The organism is Priestia sp. AB, from assembly GCF_028369225.1.
GTDB lineage: Bacteria > Bacillota > Bacilli > Bacillales > Bacillaceae_H > Priestia > Priestia megaterium.
The window spans coordinates 948,120-966,102 of sequence record NZ_JAQMYN010000001.1; the positions used below are offsets into that span (position 1 = coordinate 948,120).

The following is a 17,983-nucleotide window of genomic DNA, read 5'->3' on the forward strand; positions in this document are numbered from 1 at the left end:
CTTCGTCGTACAATTTTTTGGATATCACAACAGATGTTATGTTTTTTTACATTTTAACGTAAGGTTGTTTGAGATGTCATTGGTCTCTTTGACTAAAATTCAATAAAAATATTAGTTGAAGTGTATAAGAAGGGAAGGGAAGTGGTTTAAAACATTATTATTTTTAATGTAGATCTTTAAAAAAGTTAATAAAAAGCACATGCAAAGGCATGTGCTTTTATTTGTTAAATTAATTTAATTCCGCTAATTAGAATGATGGTTGCCATAATGGCTTGAAGCGGTCTTGAAGGCACTTTCGTTGATAAACGGCTTCCGATTAACACACCTGGAATAGATCCAGTTAATAGGTTAGCAGTCAACATGTAATCCACGCTTCCAAAGCTTGCATTTAAAATACCAGCCACCGTAACGAGAAGAAACGCATGTGCAATATCAGTTCCAACCAGCTCAGATGTTTTTAGCTTAAATAAGTACAGCATCGCAATCGCAAATAATGAGCCCGAACCAATCGATGTTAGTCCGACAATGAATCCAAAGACTACGCCAATTCCGATTGTTAATCCTTTTTTCTGATTTAAGTCCATTTCCTGAAACCGATTTGGGCGAATTAATTTATCAAAAAAGACGCGAAAGATAATTGAAATGGCAACCAGCGTCATGACATATCCAAGAGCGTGCTTAATAATCGTTTCTTGATGCTCGTGAAAAGATGGAAATGCATGAAGTGTGACAATAGCTAGCACAGCGCTCGGAATACTTCCGAAGGCTAAATATTTTGCTAATTTAAAGTTAATGGTTCGCTGTTTGTAGTGCTGAGCGACTCCGAATAATTTTGTGATAGAATTGTAGACAAGATCTGTTCCTACGGCAATGGAAGGGTTAATGCCGAGTACAATCAGTAAAGGTGTTAATAAAGCGGCACCTCCAACCCCCGTTAAGCCTACAAGGGTTCCAACGAATAATCCCATTAAGGTAATTGATAGTTCCATATTTCGTCCTCCTACTCTCAAAACCAAGTACATTGATCTGATTATAGAGCATTGTAACTCATATGTAAATAAAATTCTGAATATTTTTAGTGAAGTTGAAAAGGTTTTCTTAGCCTTCACTATTTTAGGGAACGGACGATAAAGTGATAGGAAGTTGTAAAAAAGTAAATAGAATACGTTTATTTATCTATGATTACGCTCTAATTTGTGTTACAAATGTAAATGCAATAAAAGAGTTTATTTTTATCTCATTTGAAAGACCGGTGAATGCATGAGTTTTGTCACGAAAGATTTGTTAATTAATTTTCTATTTATTTTATTGGCGCTGTTTTTAGTGCAGATGTTTTATTTAATCAAGTATGCTAAAAAAATTCATTGGTGGAAAGATCGTTATATCGCGGTATTTCCGATTTTAGCCATTGCCTTTTGCCTTTTGTTTCCGGTTAACGGAGCTTATGTCCCGGATGACTATCGAATGGATCTACGAAGAATTCCTTATATTTTAGGAACGTTATATGGAGGCTGGCCGCTAGGGAGCTTGCTTTTTGTCTTTATTTTACTGCTGCGCTTGCTAATTGGCGGGTACGATGTAGGGTTTTTATCAACACTAATTTCTCTTCCGATTTTATCCATTCCTTTATTTTTCATAACAAAATACTTTTTACATTTTTCATTAAAAAATCGAATTATCGTAAGCACCTGTCTTAGTATAATCGGTTCTTTATTAGCTATGCTTGTATCTATTTTTATCTTGCGCGTAACAAGCATTCCGATTAGCGTGTGGGTTCAATTTGCGATTTTAGATGTAGCAGGAATGTTTGTAATTACCATACTGTGGGAAGCAATACGGGCAAATTTACTAGTGCTGCAGCGCCTGATGAAAGCAGAGAAACTAGAAATTGTCAGTCATTTAGCTGCCAGCATCTCTCATGAGGTGCGAAATCCTCTAACGGCAAGCAGAGGATTTATGCAAATGCTGCAAGAAGATGAAAAAGAACCTGCTAAAAAACGTTACATTTCCATTGCGATTAATGAACTAGATCGTGCAAAAGAAATCATTGATGATTACTTGCTGTTTGCCAATTCTGCTCCGGAACGAAATGAAAAAATGAATATTTCAGAAGAGATTCATCATGTCACCCATATTATGACGCCTCTTGCCAATATGAATGGAGTCGCTATTGATTTTACATTTGATGAAAAAGTGAAGTTCTTCGTAATGGGAGAAAGAAGAAAGCTTCAGCAGTGCCTAATCAATTTATTTAAAAATAGTATTGAAGCCATGCAAAATGGAGGCACGTTAACCATTAAAGTAACAAAAGAAGGCGGAGCTGTTATTGTGGATATTATTGATACGGGCTGCGGCATGACGCAAGAACAAATCAACCGGCTAGGCGAACCGTATTTTACAACAAAAGAAAAAGGTACCGGGCTTGGAACGATGGTATCTTTCAGTATTATTCATTATATGAAGGGAAAAGTGAGTGTGTCTAGCGTAAAAGGAAAAGAAACGTGTTTTTCACTTGAATTTCCGCTGTATGAATAAAAAGGCTGGGACAAAAGTTATTTAGTTGAAGGAAGATCCGAATGCGTTTGATTCTTAAGGGAGAATCAAACGTATTCGGATTTTTTAATGCAGTTCACTCACATACTGATCAATCATCGCCTGCAGTTCCTCTAGGTTCGTTTTACTGTTGTTAACAGGCAGCTGCTTTAATGAATGAAGAGCACTATCCACAACAAACTTGCGGGGCTTTGATTGTTTAAACAGCTCTTCTTCAATAAAACTAATAAGCTCTGTGCATTTTTGACGTTCGAATTCATCCGTAAATTGTTTGTGAACTTGTTTTTTTAAATCGATAAGTGCTGCAGAAATGTCCTGTCCTATTTGATTTTTAGTATTCGGGCAAGATGGAAGCCATTCTTTAATCGTTTGTGGATCGAGCAAAATGTCTCCTGAATTTGCTACTTCGTCTACAAGAGGCAGCAGGCGCTTGACACTGTAGCTTATGATCTCATGCGGGTCAGTATTTGTGCCGTTAACCATAAAATTATAGTGAAAGTTGCGATGAAGCATGCCAAGAAACATAATTGCACAATCTAGCAGGTACGGTTTCTTTTCTTGTCCAAATAAATCAATGAACCGTTTGTAAACCCAGTTTACTTCAATAAACTGGGTGTTTTTTATGTATGCTTTTAAATCGGGATCATTGGAAACAAATACTTCTTCAAGTAATGTAAAAAATTTATGTTTATGATGGTTTTTCATCTGTGCATCAATCTGTTTAACAAACACATCTACATCGGTCAGGCTTTTACCAACCAGCAGCTGATTTCGCTCTTGTTCAATTGTTGTATGAAGCCAGGTAAAAACAGCGATTAATAATTCATTTTTTGAAGAAAAATAGTTGTAGAATGTTCCTTTTGAAATGCCGCTATAATCAATGATGTCTTGAATAGATGTAGCTTGAAATCCTTTTTCAACGAAGAGATGGTGTGCATTTTTTACAACTTGCTGTTTTCGGTTATTCATTATTATCACCTAAATATAAAATTAGACTCACGGTCCAACTTTATGATACATGATTTAAAGCGTTTACACAAATGTTCTTTTCAAAAAAAAGACGATATCACGACAATGTATTGATATAAAAGGATTACAGGACTAAAAAAGTCGATAAAATAAAGGACATGAACGCAAGATTTTTCGCTTGCATAAATTGAACTCACAGTATAATATACTCTATGTAGAACATGTGTCTAAAAAAATGAACTTAAAGTATAAGGAGGTACAATAATGAGTCAATCGATAAATCAAATGGAAAAGCCGCCTTATGGCATAATTGCTATTTTGTTAATTGGCGCTTTTATCTCATTGTTGAATGAAACGTTATTAAACGTGGCGCTGCCGTCTATTATGAAAGACTTAGATGTGACAACGTCAACTGTCCAGTGGCTTTCTACTGGTTATATGTTAGTGAATGGTATTATGATTCCAACTACCGCTTTTTTAATTCAGCGTTATTCTGTCAGAGGCTTATTTTTAACGGCTATGACTTTATTTACAGCAGGAACAATACTTGCCGGTGCTTCGCCCGTATTTTCGGTCTTGTTAACCGCTCGTATTATTCAAGCATCAGGCGCAGCCATTATGATGCCGCTTTTAATGAACGTATTGCTCACAAGTTTCCCATTAGAAAAACGCGGAGCTGCGATGGGAATTTTCGGTTTAGTTATGATTTTTGCTCCGGCAATTGGTCCTACCTTATCAGGGTGGCTGATTGAACACTATGAGTGGAGAATGCTGTTCCACCTTGTTACGCCAATCGCGGCAATTGTATTAATAGGTGCTTTCTTCCTATTAAAAGACAAAAAAGAAAAAGTGGAAATCAATTTGGATTTTTTATCTCTTTTGTTATCTACAATTGGATTTGGAGGACTTCTATACGGATTTAGCTCAGCAGGGGATAAAGGCTGGGATTCTGTGGAAGTATACGGCACCATTATCGTAGGAGCTGTGGCGCTGATTTTATTTATTACGCGTCAGTTCAAGCTGAAAACACCTATGCTTGAATTCCGCATTTTTAAATATCCAATGTTTGCTTTATCATCAACGATTTCAATGGTGATTACAATGGCATTATTCTCAGCCATGCTGCTAATGCCAATTTATGTTCAAACGGTACGAGGCATTTCTCCGCTTCACTCAGGATTACTAATGCTTCCGGGTGCGCTACTCATGGGTGTGATGTCTCCGATTACCGGAAAATTATTTGATAAATTCGGAGCGCGTGCACTGGCTGTAACGGGTCTAACGATTACAGCCGTCACGACGTATTTCTTCAGTAACTTAGAGCTTGATACGACATATACAACGCTCATTACGCTTTACACGCTTCGCATGTTCGGAATGTCTATGGTGATGATGCCGGTTATGACAAACGGATTAAATCAGCTGCCGCAGCGCTTTAATCCGCATGGTACTGCGATGAATAACACGCTTCAACAAGTATCGGGAGCTATTGGTTCGGCTCTTTTAGTAACGGTGATGTCAAATCGTACAGCTACGCATGCAAAAGAGCTTGCTCAAGATGCAATGAGCGGAGCAGGAGCAGCGAATGCAACGGCAGCCGGGGCAGCTCAAATGAAAGAACAAATTGGGATGCAGGCAATGGTACAAGGAATTAACGATGCGTTTGCCGTCTCAGTAGTACTAGTGGTGGTTGCCTTAATTCTTTCATTGTTTATGAAACGCGCCACGCCGGCAAGTGAAGATGAAGTGATAAAGGAAAAAGCAGGAAGCGAGCAGTTTGCTAAATAAAAAAGAAATCCCCGCTGAGACAGCGGGGATTTCTTTAGCTTGTATATCTAAAGCTTAAGCCCATTTTCTTTAATAATTTCCGGTAGCCGATGGACGTTTGATCAGCCATAATATGCGCTTCCATCTGCAGGTCTAAAGGCAAGTCTTCAGGCTTTTGGTTTTCAACCATTTCACGGTCTTCGTCAAAGACGCGAAGGTTAAAGTCATACACACCTTCAACGCTCGAATCTTTGTCAAAGTTTCGAGCGATTGGTGCGAATAAACGTGTTTCGCGGGCTGAAATAGGAGAGACTGCATTCATAATCCACAGCTCTGCGCCTTCTGGGAAGTATACTTTTAGCGTAGCTGTAAACGGCGGATAAACATCAAAGACGCGAAGCCATTTAAAATCAGGTGGATTTAAATGCTGCTGTTCTTTGGAATAATTGCTCACGGTGCTCGTATATTCTACATGAAGCCCATAATCTGTATCGCTTACTTTATATTTAGGCACAAAGGCGTTGTTTCGATCACCAAATGTGTCCGTATGCACCCAAGCAAAATGAGCTACGTCTAAAAAGCCTTCCATTTGACGACCGGCCGAACCCATGATATCAAAGCTCGGACAAACAATTTGCTGAAAATCAGGGGCCTCCCACGCATCGAAGTAAGGCAGGTTATCTTGTTCACCTGTCAGGGAAGTCCACACTAATCCAAATCGTTCAATAACTGGATAGACAGCCATACACAGGCGGGGAGAAATGTTGGCATCAGGGTGAGCTGGAATCGACGTGCATGCGCCGTCCGTTGCATAGCGGAAGCCGTGGTAAGGACAGACAATTTCATCATCTTCCACCCAGCCCATACTAAGCGGGGTGCCTCGGTGAACGCATAAATCACGAGCCGCTACTACTTTGTGTGTGGTACGGTATAGAACTAGATTTACATCTAGCAGTTTTACGGATGTTGGTTTCTCTGTTACATCACTGCAGCGTGCGACGGGGTACCAATACTTAGCGAGCGTCGTCCAATCTTCCAGGCTGAACGTGCAGTCTCTTGGGTAGGGAGTTGCCGTTTTTGATTTGGTCATGGTTGGTTGTTGTTCCATCTATTTTCTTCCCTTCTTTTGTAAGCTCTTTTACTAAGGGTAATATAAAAAAAGAAAATTCACACAATTTATGTAAGGAGTTCTAACATAAAATATGGAACTTTGTAGAAAGTGCGAATTTCAGAAGACGTAAATTAGAGAATATACCAATAAAAAAATTTAAAAAAGCGCTTCCTAAATGAATTTAAACGTGATATAATTTTCCAAGACGCTGGTGTAGCTCAGTAGGTAGAGCACTTGCATGGTAAGCAAGAGGTCGCAGGTTCGATCCCTGTCGCTAGCATACTAAAAAACCTTCTTTCTTGTTGAAAGAAGGTTTTTTTTATTTGTGTCGGCTTTAAAATTATTCTTTCCCGCCTTGTGAAAACTTTAACAGTTTGATAGCCTTATTAGGAGGTTATGAGAAAATATGTGTATCTTTTCCCCTGTGTCTTATGAATCATATTTAGAAATATTCTTAAAAGAATGTTTATTGCCTCTGAATATTGGGTACACGAAACTCGGGGTTAAATTTCAACAGGGAGGGTGAACGATAATTTGATTACGTTTAAGAATGTGTCCAAGCAGTATCCAGACGGTACGACCGCCGTGAAAAATATTAATCTAGAAATTAAAGAAGGAGAGTTTTTCGTTTTAATTGGTCCGAGTGGGTGTGGGAAAACAACCACCTTAAAAATGATTAACCGTCTTCATGATATTACCGAAGGAGAACTATACATAAAAGATAAGCTCGTATCGGACCACAACATACATAAGCTACGCTGGAACATTGGTTATGTCCTGCAGCAGATTGCTCTTTTTCCCCATATGACCATTGCTGAAAATATAGCCATTGTACCCGAGATGAAGCATTGGAAGAAAAATAAAATCAAAACGCGCATTGATGAACTGCTTACTTTGGTAGGACTAGACCCAAAGCAGTATCGAAACCGAAAGCCGTCTGAGCTCTCAGGTGGCCAGCAGCAACGTGTAGGTGTAGCACGTGCCCTCGCAGCTGATCCCCCCGTTATTTTAATGGACGAACCCTTTAGTGCCCTTGATCCGTTAAGCCGCGAACAGCTTCAGCAAGATGTTATTAGCTTAAAAGAAAAAATCAAAAAAACATTTGTGTTTGTTACGCACGATATGAGCGAAGCGATGACGCTTGGAGATCGTATCTGCCTGATGAAAGATGGGGAAATTGTTCAAGTTGGAACCCCGGAGGAATTCATTCAAAAGCCTAAAAATGAATTTGTAAAAACATTTATTGGAAATCAAGGCAATGCTTTATTTGAGACATTGGATATGTTTGTCAAAGAAAGTGAACAGCCAGACGTAGAACCTACTGAAGAGTTAGCTTCAACTGCCACTGTTCAGCAGGCAATGGACGCCCTTTACGATCATGAAGCAATAGCCGTGAAAAAAGGGAGCAAACGTATTGGCGTTGTAACGCGCAAAACTCTATTAGCGTTTCTTTCTGATAAAACGAAAGAAGGAGGAACGCTGTAATGAATGCACTAAGCACATTATTAGATCAACGAGGAGATGCACTGTTTCAAGCTCTTCTTGAACACATTCAAATTTCAGTACTGGCTCTTGTTATCGCCGTATTAATTTCAGTGCCGCTCGGACTGTACTTAACGAGGCATGACCGCATTGCTGAACCAATCATTGGCGTAACAGCCGTACTGCAAACTATTCCTTCACTCGCTTTATTAGGGTTACTGATTCCTCTTGTCGGAATTGGAACCTTTCCCGCGGTTATTGCGCTGTTTTTATATTCGCTTCTTCCTATTGTACGAAATACATATACCGGAATTAAAGAAGTGGATCCATCTTTAATTGAAGCATCCAAAGCCATGGGGATGAACTCGTGGAGACGATTAATTAAAGTAGAACTTCCTCTAGCACTTCCTGTCATTATGGCCGGAATTCGCACAGCGATGGTACTCATTATTGGCACAGCGACAATCGTGGCTCTTATCGGAGCGGGCGGACTCGGAAGCTTAATTTTGCTTGGTATTGACCGAAGCGATAATAGTTTGATTTTATTAGGAGCCATTCCAGCAGCATTATTAGCGCTTATTTTTGATGGAATTCTGCGAACGATTGAACACTCAGCTAAAGAAGGGTCCAAAAAACGCTCGTTTATTATGATCATCGTATTAATACTCATTCTTGTTTCTCCGTTTGCAGCGATGAGCGCAACAAAACCAGACCTTGTTATCGGAGGGAAAATTGGTGCAGAACAAGACATTTTAATTAATATGTACAAAGAATTAATTGAAGATCAAACGGATATGAAAGTAAATCTTCGTTCGTCGCTTGGGAAAACGGTATTTGTATTTGAGGCTCTGCGTAACAAGGAAATCGATTTGTACCCTGAATATACAGGTACAGCCATTGTGACGCATCTAAAGGAACAGCCGGACAGCAAAGATGAAACAGAGGTGTACAAGCAGGCAAAAGAAGAGTTTCAAAAGAAATTCGGTCTTGTCTATTTAGATCCAATGAAGTTTAATAATACGTACACATTGACCGTGACAAAAGAATTTGCCAAAGAAAATAATCTAACAACTATTTCAGATTTGGCAAATGCAACAGATAAAGTAAAAGCAGGATTTACGCTTGAGTTTAAAGATCGTGAAGATGGCTATGTAGGCATCCAAAAAGAATATGGCCTTACCTTCCCCAATATTAAAACCATGGAGCCGAAGCTTCGCTATCGCGCTGTAGAAAAAGGCGATATTAACATGCTTGATGCTTACGCAACGGACCCTGAAATTAAACAGTTTGGTTTGAAAGTCTTAAAAGACGATCAGCAGCTCTTCCCGCCGTATCAAGGAGCGCCTGTGCTTCGTGAAGATACGCTAAAAGAGCACCCTGAACTGAAAAAAATCTTAAATCAACTGGGCGGTAAAATCAGTGATGAGGAAATGCGTGAAATGAACTATCAAGTAAATGCGAAAGGAAAAACGGCTGAAGAAGTTGCTCATCAATTCTTAGTGAAAAAAGGATTAATTAGAGAGTAAAAACGAAGAAAAAAGCTAGGATAACAGTATGTTAGTTGAAAGAAGATCCGAATGATGAATCGTTCGGATCTCTTTATTTTAGTTGGTTCTAGCAGTTGATTGGAGGGCAACGCGAAGACTCCCGCGGAAAGCGAAGCCTTGCATGGAAATCAACTGCGGTGCAAGAAGTGATCCATACTCGATTATTTACACCATTCGTCCGTCTTTAGATTGGCGTGATTTCGTTATGTCTCAATCTCTTTTTAATGCGAGAGAAGCATTAATGAAAATGAGGTCTTATGAACAAGCTAAAGGTACCGAATTTGTTTTCTGATGGAAGGGAGGCGCTTTTATGAATTCATTTTTTACGTGTCATCCTGTACAACATTCCTTTCAGCTTTTTTCAGTTGAACATCTTGTAACTTTAGCTATTATCGTGATTATAGGAGCATTTATTTTTTTGTGTCGAAAGCAACTGCGAAAAAAGAGGTTTGTGTTCATTTTGCTTTCACTCATTCTAATTGCTTCAGAAACAGCCTACCAAGCTTGGGAAATCAGCTGCCATCAGTGGTCTGCTGAAACTTCCTTGCCTCTTCAGCTCAGTGATATAGTCGTGCTGCTGGCTGCTGTTATGCTGATAACCAAAAGTAGGTTTCTTTTTTATTTTGTGTACTTCGCAGGAATCAGCAGCTCTGTTCAAGCGATGATTACCCCAGACCTTGGCGGCTATGCGTATGCCCAGTTTCGCTATGTGCAGTTTTATGTATCGCATGGCGGTGTGGTACTTGCTTGCTGTATGCTAATTGCTGTTTGCAGATATGAGCCGACGTTTCGTTCTTTGTGGGTAAGCGTAGTATTTGTTAATCTGTACGGAGGTTTTATCTATGTCATGAATTGTTTACTCGGGGCGAATTATTTATACATGATGAAAAAGCCAGAACACGCTTCCTTGCTGGATGTTCTTGGACCTCATCCTTGGTATTTAGTATGGATTGAAGGAATGATGATTCTTAGCTTTCTTGTCCTTTATCTGCCGTTTTGGATACATAAAAAAATTAAAGGTGATAAAAGCAAAGTCAATTTTATTGAAGCAGAATGATAATACTGGTAGTTTATAAGTGTAAACTAACTTGGATTTGCTGAAGGAAAAGGAAAGAATGACTGAGCAAGCCGTGAGAAGCAAGCGGAAAAAATAGAAAAGAACAAAGCAAGCACAGACATTAGAAGGAGAGTAGCAAAATGAAAACACTGGTTATTTTAGCGCATCCAAATTTAGCATCTTCTCGCATTAATAAAGCGTGGGCAGAGCGAGTAAAAAAAGAAGAGAATGTGTACGTTCATGATTTATACGCAAACTATCCCGATTTCAAAATTGATGTAGAAAAAGAGCAGGAGTTAGCTGTTCAATTTGATCGTATTGTTTTTCAATTTCCATTTTACTGGTACAGCTCACCAGCACTCTTAAAAGAGTGGCAAGATGTTGTCTTAACATACGGATGGGCTTATGGAAGCAAAGGTACTAAACTTCAGGGAAAAGAGTTTGTCGTAGCTACTTCGACAGGAGGCCCTGCGGAAGCTTATCAAGAAGGGGGATACAACCGTTACCCAATGAATCATCTGCTTCTTCCGTTTCAAGCTACGGCAAATTTAACAGGTATGAAGTTCCAAACGCCATTTTTATTTCAAGGAGCAGGCGGTGACCTGAGTGACAAAGTTATTCAAGATAGTGCTGAAAGCTACGCTCGATTACTAAGATAATAAAAAAAAGCCGCGTTAACGCGGCTTTTTAATTTACATTTGTTCGTGAAAAAGAAGTAAGCAGCTTTTGAGGAGCGATATCTAATCCTTCAATGAGTAATCCTGTCATAGCCGTTAGACTCCCGACTTCAAATGATTCCCCCGCTCTCCAAAATGCGGATTCACCTTGTTTGATATAAATTTTCAGGCCGTTATCCCCAGCTACCCAGCCTTCCCCGTGAACGACTAATAGAAGCTGTGGAATCGTAGCTTCTTGACGAGGGGTATAATCATTTTCTTGAAAAGATAGAAAGCTAATTTTGACATCTCCAGTATGAGAAAGCAATGGGTTTACTTTATAGGTAGAATGAAGAAAGGAACGCTCTTCTTCAGATTGAAAACCATATAATTTCATACGTTCATCTCCTTGAATCAAAAATATAAAAAAGAAGTCCTTCTCTTTTCATATACGCATGTAACAGGAAAAATAGAACTTCAAAGAAATAGCTGTTTCCTGGAAAATGGCTTCATTTTTTGTCGAAGCTCAAATTTTTTTGAAGGATAGGGAGGAAAAACAGAAGTTTTTTTGAATAGTATAAAAAAAGGTGTCCGCCAATGGACACCTTTTCCTAATTTAAAAATGACTGTAACGCTTGTTTGTTTTCTTCAAGGTCGATGCTTAAAACAGCACCAATACCGGATATTCGTTCATTTGAATAGGAACCTTCAACCGGTAAACGAAGAGATTTTAAATCTGGCTGATTTCCAACTAAAAAATCTTTTCCTATCACAATAAATGTTTTTGGCGGAATATTTGTATCCACATATGGATCAATGACGCCCCATAGCTTAGGAGCTTTCGCCAGCGTCTTTACTTGAAGAGCTTCATCCATTAATTTACCGATCACTTCTTGTTGACGCTTCACGCGCCCGAAATCACTTTGGCTATCATGTCGGAATCGCACGTATCCTAGTAATTTATCTCCGTGAAGAGTTTGTTTTCCAGGTTTTAGCGTCATGCCAATTCCTGATGACATTTCGTGCGGCACGGTAACCGTAATTCCCTCAGGGGCAATCGTATCGGCAACTTTAGAAAAGCCTTTAAAATCAACAACGGCATAATAGTTTACATCTACGCCGAAATTTTCTTTAATTGTCTTACGCATTAATTCGGGCCCGCCAAATGCATAGGCTGAATTTAATTTGTTTTTGCCATGTCCAGGAATATCCACATATGAATCACGCATCAAAGAAACAAGTTTAGGCTGATTGCTGTCTTTGTCATAATGAGCAATCATGATTGTATCGGCACGCGAATGTTCTTCACCTCGAGAGTCAATTCCAAGAAGCAGCACATTCATGCTATCTAAATTGGCACTTGCACCATTAAAATCAAATTGTCCATCTTTCCCAAAAGCTCCGTCTGCTTCTGCTAACCCTTGTTGGTATTGATAATACACATACGCACCAGCGGCGATTACAAGAATGAGAAAGAAAAGAAGTAGCTTTCTAAAGCGTTTCTTTTTTCTTTGCTTTTTTCTTTTATGTTGTTTACGTTCTGTACGTTCTTCCAAATGTCTCACCATCGCATTCAAAAATATTAATACTTTTTTGTTTGAAACCAATTATGCAAAAAATTATAAAACGACATAATAAAATTAACACTAAGGAATTAGATTAGCAAGTACGTTCACTAGTAAATCTGCGAAGACAGCTAAAATAAGAGAAGTTTACAAATAGAAGAAAGAGGAAATAAAGGTTATTTTTTTCAAGGATCTTTGTTATAATCTATCATAGTTAGGGGAAAAGTTCTGTCTTTTAAGAATGGAATAAGAGGAAAGTCTCCATTTGGGGAGAATCAAATATAGGTCTAAATGTAGAAAAAAGGAGTGAAGCGAATGAGTATATATGTGTCATCTTCGAACCTTGTGCTGATTCCAGAAGCGGCGTTAAGTCATTGGAAACCTTATGGCGCGGGGGAATTGACCGGAGCTATTATTTCAGGTAAAGATAGTGCTGAAATAATTAAAGAGCTTAATCAATCGTCTATTCTGCCTTTTACAAGTTTTTTCTATCGAAAGCATTTTGTTATTCTGTTTGATAAAGAACAAGTGAAAAATCATTTTGAACAGCTGCTTTTATTATATAAATCTCAGGGATATATTTTTTATTCTTCTACTTTATACGATGATCACTGGTCCCAGGTCCTTGAAGGAACGAAGCAGCTGCTAACGGTAAATGGACAAGTGGTGCCAGTGCTTGAGCTTGAACAAAACGGTGAATTCGATGTTGTGCGTGATGAAGGCGGTCTGCACATTGTTATAGATGATGATGAAGACGAAGAGAAGCAGCTAGAAAAAAAAGTTCATGAGCTTCCGCTTGAAGAAGGTACCTATTTTATTGGCGATCCGGGATTTGTTGAAAATCGGGACATGCTGGTAAAAGAATATTTCCCTAAAGGTACGTACGAATTTATTTATAGATACGGAGAAAATGGCTGGCTGATGAAAGTAAGTATTCAGCGAAAAGCGATTAAAGAGCAGCTTACTACTCTTCACGCGGCTTTGTCTTAACCTCTATTCATTGTACAATATTGCTAAATAACTATGTTATAATAGTAATATTGCACAATGAAAGGGGTTTTTTTAATGGAAGCACGTTTACAAAAAGTCGTATCGTGGCTAAAAGAAAAGAATGTAGAAACGGCCTTTATTTCGTCAACCGAAAACGTATTTTATTTAACTGGATTTCACACGGATCCGCATGAGCGTTTGCTTGGCTTATTTGTGTTTAACGAAGCGGAGCCGATGCTTGTTTGTCCATCAATGGAAGTGGGACAAGCAAAAGAAGCGGGCTGGAAGTTTGATGTGATTGGATATGAAGATCATCAAAATCCTTGGGAACTTATTAAAGAAGCTTTACATAAACGAAACGTAATAGATGTGAAAAAGGTTGCTGTAGAGAAAGAGCAGCTGCTGTATGCGAGAGCCGAAGAACTGCTTAGCCTATATCCAAACGCTGAGCTAGTCGGAGCAGAAGAGAAGTTAAATCAGCTGCGTTTAATTAAAGATGAGCGTGAAGTTGAGATTCTGCAAAAGGCAGCTGCCTTAGCTGATTTTGGTGTAGAAGTGGGCGTAGCTGCTTTAAAAGAAGGCGTTACGGAAATGGATGTTCTGGCTAAAATTGAATACGAGCTAAAGCGAAAAGGAATTCGTGAGATGTCGTTTTCAACGATGGTTTTATTTGGTGAAAAAACGGGAGAAGCGCATGGGAACCCAGGTCTTCGCACGTTAAAGCCAGGAGATATGGTTCTGTTCGATTTAGGTGTAGTGCTAGACGGATACTGTTCAGATATTACACGTACAGTTGCTTACAAGTCTATTAATGATAAGCAAAAAGAAATCTATGAAACGGTACAGCGCGCTGAGCAGGCAGCACTTGAAGCTTCCAAGCCTGGCACTCGAATTGGCGACTTGGACATGGTAGCACGCAATATTATTACAGAAGCAGGATATGGAGAGTATTTCTTGCATCGTCTTGGTCATGGTCTTGGTATTAGCGTGCATGAGTTTCCTTCAATGAGCCGTAACAATGATGATGTGCTTCAAGAAGGCATGGTATATACAATTGAACCGGGTATCTATATTCCAGGACTTGGAGGCGTGCGTATCGAAGATGATGTAATCATTACAAAAGATGGATACGAAACGTTAACGAAGTACCCAAAAGAATTGCAAATTATTTCATAATAATGTCATAAAAAATAGAGGCTGCCATGGTGCAGGCTCTATTTTTTATGGGAAAAGAAAAAATTGGTTAAGGTTTCTCGTTTGCTTCTTGATACAATATCATAGTATGTTACGAAACGATAACATTTCTATCACATTTTCTAAAAACTATATCGTAAGCGAGTGCAGTAGTATATGCTGTACAGTAGGGAGCTTTTTAAGGTCGCAAGCAAGGAGGTTTTTTATGAGTAATTTTACAAAAGATGAAGAATTAATTATACATAAAGCAATAGATGTATTTGGTCAAAAGGATCGAATTGAAGATTATTCAGATGAAAGAAAAAAGCATGGTATTCACGTTGTGGCGTGTGAAAACCATCCGCGTCAAGACGTAACCGCGTATGCAACGCTCGGTGGACATCAATGTCCGACAGGCTATACAGTTGGAGGGATCCCGCTTCGAATTGAAATCGTTGGGGCTTGTCATGAGGAATTCGGTATTTATTCTGCTATTTTAGCAAACTGTATTTTCCATATGATGAAATCTCATGTGTCCATCTTCCCAGGAGCTATTTATAAAGACGTTATTGCAGTTCTTGATGACAGCTTTCATATGCAGCACATTTTGCTGATTCCGCCGTTTTTATGGGATAATTTTTCAACGATTGAACTATCTGATAAAAAAGTAACGTTCCTGCAGGCCGTTCCGATTTCAGAAAATGAACGTGCTTTTGCACTTGAGTACGGAGTAGATTCGTTGCTAAGCCGCTTTGATGCTGAGCAGGTGAATGTCTTCAATTTAGAAAGAAGGTCTGTTGTATAAACAAAAAGAGCGCCGACTAAGACGCTCTTTTTTGTTATTAATTAGTGGGTCAATTCTTTTTGCGGTATAGCTTTTTTATGACTTGTTTGGTAGCTGTGAAGGACCATGCCTGCTATGATAACTCCCATTCCAACCCAAGAAAGAATCGATGGCAAAGGACTTGATAGAAGGAAGACCTCTCCTAGCAGGGCAAATAAAACTTCCATCGATTGTGTAGCTTCAACTGCACCTAGCTTTTGAGAATCTTTTTTAACAAGGTCGGTTGCTGCAAAAAATAAAACTGTTGCACATACTCCTGAAAGTAAAGCAACTAAACTGCTTTGATAAATCTGAGTTGTTTTTGGTAGTCCATCGGTCACGCAGGCATAGACAGAAAGAATAATCCAAAACGGCAGGCTTGAAAGCGTCATTCCAAGCACGCGCTGAAACGTATTAAGTGACGAAACTTCCATCATTTTACGGTTGCCAAGCGGGTATGCAAAAGAGGCAATTAAAATCGGAATGGTACAAAGCAAGGCAGTAGCGGCCGACAGTTCAGTCGCATGCTCAAGCTGCATGAGCACAACTCCTATTAAAATAATAAACGAAAAACCTAGCTGCTTGAAGGGAATGCCGCCTCGCTTCTTTCCTTCCTTGTAAAACAAAGGAGCTAGGAGAGACCCCGATAAAATTGTGATTTGCCAAGTTCCTGCAATAAGCCAGCCGGGACCGTAGGTTGAAGCAAAACAAAGAGGAGCGTAAAATAACCCAAATCCAACCGTGCTCCAAAGCAGCCATTTTTGAGGCTGAGCTTTTATTTCTGCTACCACAGGTTTAATACCACCCCAAAAATAAACGAGCACAAGCAAAAGAGGTACCATAAAAAAATAGCGCAGCGACGCGCTCCACGCCCAGCTGCCTCCGGATAAATCCATCGCTCGATTTAAAACGAATGTAAAAGCAAAAAAGAATGATGCAGCAATGCCTAATAAAAGAGGCTTCACTTGGATTCCTCCTCACTTGTCAGCGCTTCACCTAGCGTCAGCCAGTTCGTTTCCACAAGCTGCGATGTCAGTGCGGCATCTTTTTGACCGCAAGCGTTTATGATTTCTTTGTGCTGATCAACCGAAGCAAGACTAGCAAGAGACGAAAAACGAGCGATTTCCAGACGCTGAATTTTGGCGCTTGTTTGTTTTACAACACGTTCTAGCTCTATATTGTTCGCCCGTTTTAAAAAGATGGAATGAAATGTTTCATCCGCTTCGATCGCTTTAAGGACATTTCTTGTTTTGATTGCATGTTCTAGAGATTGATTGTGTTTGATTAGTTCGCCCATATCTTCTTCTTGTAACGAAGTACAAGCCAGCTTAGCAGCAAGTGCATGAAGAGCTGCGACGACAATAAAAGATTGTTTTGCCTCCTCAAGGTTTAATGGAGCCACTTTTGTAGAAGAGCCAGGTGTCGTTTGGACAAGGCCTTCATCTTCAAGCCTTTTTAATGCTTCTCGAACAGGAGTGCGGCTAACTCCAAACTGCTCAGCCAGTTCTTTATCCTGAAGCTTTTGTTCCGGCTGAAATTCAAGCATGACAATATTGTGTTTAAGTGTTTGATAGACTTCTTCCCTTAAAGAAAGTCGTTTGAGAGGTTGAATGTTATTTTTCATAAAACCAATATATCGCATATTACATTAAATAACAATGTGAAAACTAAAAAAACTTCGTCTAAAAAGCAGACAGCTGCTTTTTAGATGAAGAGCTTAATTACTGCTGCGCAAAGATTTAGATAAAATGCTCGCAATCGCTTTGCTGTGCTCAACCTGCGTTTTTTTGGACTCTTTTCGTTCAAGAGCTACTTTTTGAAGGCTTTTTTCTTCTTCAGTTTGAGCAATAACTTGAGGAACGGAGGCAGGTTTCCCGTTTTCTAACGCAACAAAGGTGAGAAAAGAAGTAGCTGCAATACGCTTAATGCCCGTTAACAAATTTTCGGCAATCACTTTAACAAAAATAATCATGGAGCTTTTTCCTGTGACAACAACGAATGCTTCATATGAAATAAAATCTTCTTCGGTGACGGGTTCGATAAAATCAACGTGATCAATGGAAGCCGTAACACACGTCTTTCGGGAATGTTTAGCTGCTGAAAGAGAAGCCGTCATGTCCATGTCAGCGACAATTTTCCCCCCAAAAAGGGTGTGGTGATTGTTTAGGTCATTTGGAAAAATGTGCTGTGATTTGACTACTCGTGAGACGCTGCAAAGTACTGCTTTTTCACTCATTGAAAACACTCCTTCAAACTGTTTATATGGTTTAATGTATGTTGACTACTTGTT

17 protein-coding genes and 1 tRNA gene are annotated in these 17,983 nt (G+C 39.2%); 10 read left to right on the top strand and 8 right to left on the bottom strand.

Annotated elements, in window-relative coordinates:
• Window positions 1-224: 224 nt before the first annotated feature.
• On the bottom strand, window positions 225-989 hold the full coding sequence (locus POF52_RS04855; RefSeq protein ID WP_025750122.1) for a sulfite exporter TauE/SafE family protein: 765 nt from the start codon (window positions 987-989) through the stop codon (window positions 225-227).
• A gap of 271 nt (window positions 990-1,260) precedes the next feature.
• On the opposite strand from POF52_RS04855, the gene POF52_RS04860 reads away from it, so the two are divergent.
• Window positions 1,261-2,535: an ATP-binding protein gene (locus tag POF52_RS04860; RefSeq protein WP_271990244.1), complete on the top strand. Its 1,275-nt coding sequence runs from the start codon at window positions 1,261-1,263 to the stop codon at window positions 2,533-2,535.
• Window positions 2,536-2,619: 84 nt separating this feature from the next.
• Here POF52_RS04860 and POF52_RS04865 read toward each other — a convergent pair whose 3' ends face one another.
• Window positions 2,620-3,522 carry a TetR/AcrR family transcriptional regulator gene (locus POF52_RS04865; protein ID WP_271990247.1) on the bottom strand — a complete coding sequence of 301 codons (903 nt, stop codon included), beginning with the start codon at window positions 3,520-3,522 and terminating at the stop codon, window positions 2,620-2,622.
• Between the two features lie 264 nt (window positions 3,523-3,786).
• Here POF52_RS04865 and POF52_RS04870 point away from each other — a divergent pair, with 264 nt between their 5' ends.
• The gene (locus POF52_RS04870; protein ID WP_271990250.1) at window positions 3,787-5,310 is read left to right on the top strand and encodes a DHA2 family efflux MFS transporter permease subunit; all 1,524 of its coding nucleotides are present in this window, start codon (window positions 3,787-3,789) and stop codon (window positions 5,308-5,310) included.
• Between the two features lie 34 nt (window positions 5,311-5,344).
• Here the strand turns inward: POF52_RS04870 and POF52_RS04875 are convergent, their stop codons facing one another.
• The gene (locus POF52_RS04875; RefSeq protein ID WP_271990252.1) at window positions 5,345-6,397 is read right to left on the bottom strand and encodes an aromatic ring-hydroxylating oxygenase subunit alpha; all 1,053 of its coding nucleotides are present in this window, start codon (window positions 6,395-6,397) and stop codon (window positions 5,345-5,347) included.
• A gap of 210 nt (window positions 6,398-6,607) precedes the next feature.
• Here POF52_RS04875 and POF52_RS04880 point away from each other — a divergent pair.
• From POF52_RS04880 to POF52_RS04900, 5 genes are all read left to right on the top strand, one after another.
• Window positions 6,608-6,680: transfer RNA gene (locus POF52_RS04880), tRNA-Thr, on the top strand.
• A 254-nt stretch (window positions 6,681-6,934) separates the two neighbouring features.
• Window positions 6,935-7,885 carry an ABC transporter ATP-binding protein gene (locus POF52_RS04885; RefSeq protein WP_013084593.1) on the top strand — a complete coding sequence of 317 codons (951 nt, stop codon included), beginning with the start codon at window positions 6,935-6,937 and terminating at the stop codon, window positions 7,883-7,885.
• Complete coding sequence (locus POF52_RS04890; protein ID WP_016765218.1) at window positions 7,885-9,408, top strand: ABC transporter permease/substrate-binding protein; 1,524 nt, start codon at window positions 7,885-7,887, stop codon at window positions 9,406-9,408. The genes POF52_RS04885 and POF52_RS04890 overlap by 1 nt, the downstream gene beginning before the upstream one ends.
• A gap of 331 nt (window positions 9,409-9,739) precedes the next feature.
• Entirely contained in the window at window positions 9,740-10,486 is a 747-nt protein-coding gene (locus POF52_RS04895) for a YwaF family protein (RefSeq protein WP_271990257.1), read from the top strand.
• Between the two features lie 140 nt (window positions 10,487-10,626).
• Window positions 10,627-11,145, top strand: a complete 519-nt coding sequence (locus tag POF52_RS04900; protein ID WP_013084589.1) for an NAD(P)H-dependent oxidoreductase — start codon at window positions 10,627-10,629, stop codon at window positions 11,143-11,145.
• Window positions 11,146-11,173: 28 nt separating this feature from the next.
• On the opposite strand, the gene POF52_RS04905 is transcribed toward POF52_RS04900, so the two are convergent.
• Together POF52_RS04905 and POF52_RS04910 are read right to left on the bottom strand one after the other, a co-directional pair.
• Entirely contained in the window at window positions 11,174-11,539 is a 366-nt protein-coding gene (locus POF52_RS04905; RefSeq protein ID WP_014458652.1) for a hypothetical protein, read from the bottom strand.
• A 214-nt stretch (window positions 11,540-11,753) separates the two neighbouring features.
• Entirely contained in the window at window positions 11,754-12,710 is a 957-nt protein-coding gene (locus tag POF52_RS04910; protein ID WP_416433809.1) for an LCP family protein, read from the bottom strand.
• A gap of 312 nt (window positions 12,711-13,022) precedes the next feature.
• Between POF52_RS04910 and POF52_RS04915 the strand changes: the two genes are divergently transcribed.
• From POF52_RS04915 to POF52_RS04925, 3 genes are all read left to right on the top strand, one after another.
• The gene (locus POF52_RS04915; RefSeq protein ID WP_053487663.1) at window positions 13,023-13,697 is read left to right on the top strand and encodes a hypothetical protein; all 675 of its coding nucleotides are present in this window, start codon (window positions 13,023-13,025) and stop codon (window positions 13,695-13,697) included.
• 75 nt (window positions 13,698-13,772) lie between these two features.
• Complete coding sequence (locus POF52_RS04920; RefSeq protein ID WP_057273862.1) at window positions 13,773-14,873, top strand: M24 family metallopeptidase; 1,101 nt, start codon at window positions 13,773-13,775, stop codon at window positions 14,871-14,873.
• A 223-nt stretch (window positions 14,874-15,096) separates the two neighbouring features.
• On the top strand, window positions 15,097-15,675 hold the full coding sequence (locus POF52_RS04925; protein WP_013084584.1) for a suppressor of fused domain protein: 579 nt from the start codon (window positions 15,097-15,099) through the stop codon (window positions 15,673-15,675).
• Window positions 15,676-15,716: 41 nt separating this feature from the next.
• Here POF52_RS04925 and POF52_RS04930 read toward each other — a convergent pair whose 3' ends face one another.
• The 3 genes from POF52_RS04930 to POF52_RS04940 form a co-directional block, all read right to left on the bottom strand.
• Window positions 15,717-16,658 (bottom strand): DMT family transporter, encoded by a 942-nt coding sequence (locus tag POF52_RS04930; protein WP_271990276.1) that lies wholly within the window; start codon window positions 16,656-16,658, stop codon window positions 15,717-15,719.
• Window positions 16,655-17,335: a GntR family transcriptional regulator gene (locus POF52_RS04935; protein ID WP_013084582.1), complete on the bottom strand. Its 681-nt coding sequence runs from the start codon at window positions 17,333-17,335 to the stop codon at window positions 16,655-16,657. The genes POF52_RS04930 and POF52_RS04935 overlap by 4 nt, the downstream gene beginning before the upstream one ends.
• A gap of 75 nt (window positions 17,336-17,410) precedes the next feature.
• Window positions 17,411-17,929 (bottom strand): acyl-CoA thioesterase, encoded by a 519-nt coding sequence (locus POF52_RS04940; protein WP_034649541.1) that lies wholly within the window; start codon window positions 17,927-17,929, stop codon window positions 17,411-17,413.
• Window positions 17,930-17,983 lie beyond the last annotated feature (54 nt).

What these genes read in the sequence shown, in the direction of transcription:
- POF52_RS04900 (WP_013084589.1), top strand. Translation starts at nt 10,627, where the DNA reads ATGAAAACACTGGTTATTTTAGCGCATCCAAATTTAGCATCTTCTCGC.
- POF52_RS04875 (WP_271990252.1), bottom strand. Translation starts at nt 6,397, where the DNA reads ATGGAACAACAACCAACCATGACCAAATCAAAAACGGCAACTCCCTAC.
- POF52_RS04915 (WP_053487663.1), top strand. Translation starts at nt 13,023, where the DNA reads ATGAGTATATATGTGTCATCTTCGAACCTTGTGCTGATTCCAGAAGCG.
- POF52_RS04905 (WP_014458652.1), bottom strand. Translation starts at nt 11,539, where the DNA reads ATGAAATTATATGGTTTTCAATCTGAAGAAGAGCGTTCCTTTCTTCAT.
- POF52_RS04865 (WP_271990247.1), bottom strand. Translation starts at nt 3,522, where the DNA reads ATGAATAACCGAAAACAGCAAGTTGTAAAAAATGCACACCATCTCTTC.
- POF52_RS04910 (WP_416433809.1), bottom strand. Translation starts at nt 12,710, where the DNA reads ATGGTGAGACATTTGGAAGAACGTACAGAACGTAAACAACATAAAAGA.
- POF52_RS04925 (WP_013084584.1), top strand. Translation starts at nt 15,097, where the DNA reads ATGAGTAATTTTACAAAAGATGAAGAATTAATTATACATAAAGCAATA.
- POF52_RS04935 (WP_013084582.1), bottom strand. Translation starts at nt 17,335, where the DNA reads ATGCGATATATTGGTTTTATGAAAAATAACATTCAACCTCTCAAACGA.
- POF52_RS04895 (WP_271990257.1), top strand. Translation starts at nt 9,740, where the DNA reads ATGAATTCATTTTTTACGTGTCATCCTGTACAACATTCCTTTCAGCTT.
- POF52_RS04860 (WP_271990244.1), top strand. Translation starts at nt 1,261, where the DNA reads ATGAGTTTTGTCACGAAAGATTTGTTAATTAATTTTCTATTTATTTTA.
- POF52_RS04920 (WP_057273862.1), top strand. Translation starts at nt 13,773, where the DNA reads ATGGAAGCACGTTTACAAAAAGTCGTATCGTGGCTAAAAGAAAAGAAT.
- POF52_RS04940 (WP_034649541.1), bottom strand. Translation starts at nt 17,929, where the DNA reads ATGAGTGAAAAAGCAGTACTTTGCAGCGTCTCACGAGTAGTCAAATCA.
- POF52_RS04855 (WP_025750122.1), bottom strand. Translation starts at nt 989, where the DNA reads ATGGAACTATCAATTACCTTAATGGGATTATTCGTTGGAACCCTTGTA.
- POF52_RS04870 (WP_271990250.1), top strand. Translation starts at nt 3,787, where the DNA reads ATGAGTCAATCGATAAATCAAATGGAAAAGCCGCCTTATGGCATAATT.
- POF52_RS04890 (WP_016765218.1), top strand. Translation starts at nt 7,885, where the DNA reads ATGAATGCACTAAGCACATTATTAGATCAACGAGGAGATGCACTGTTT.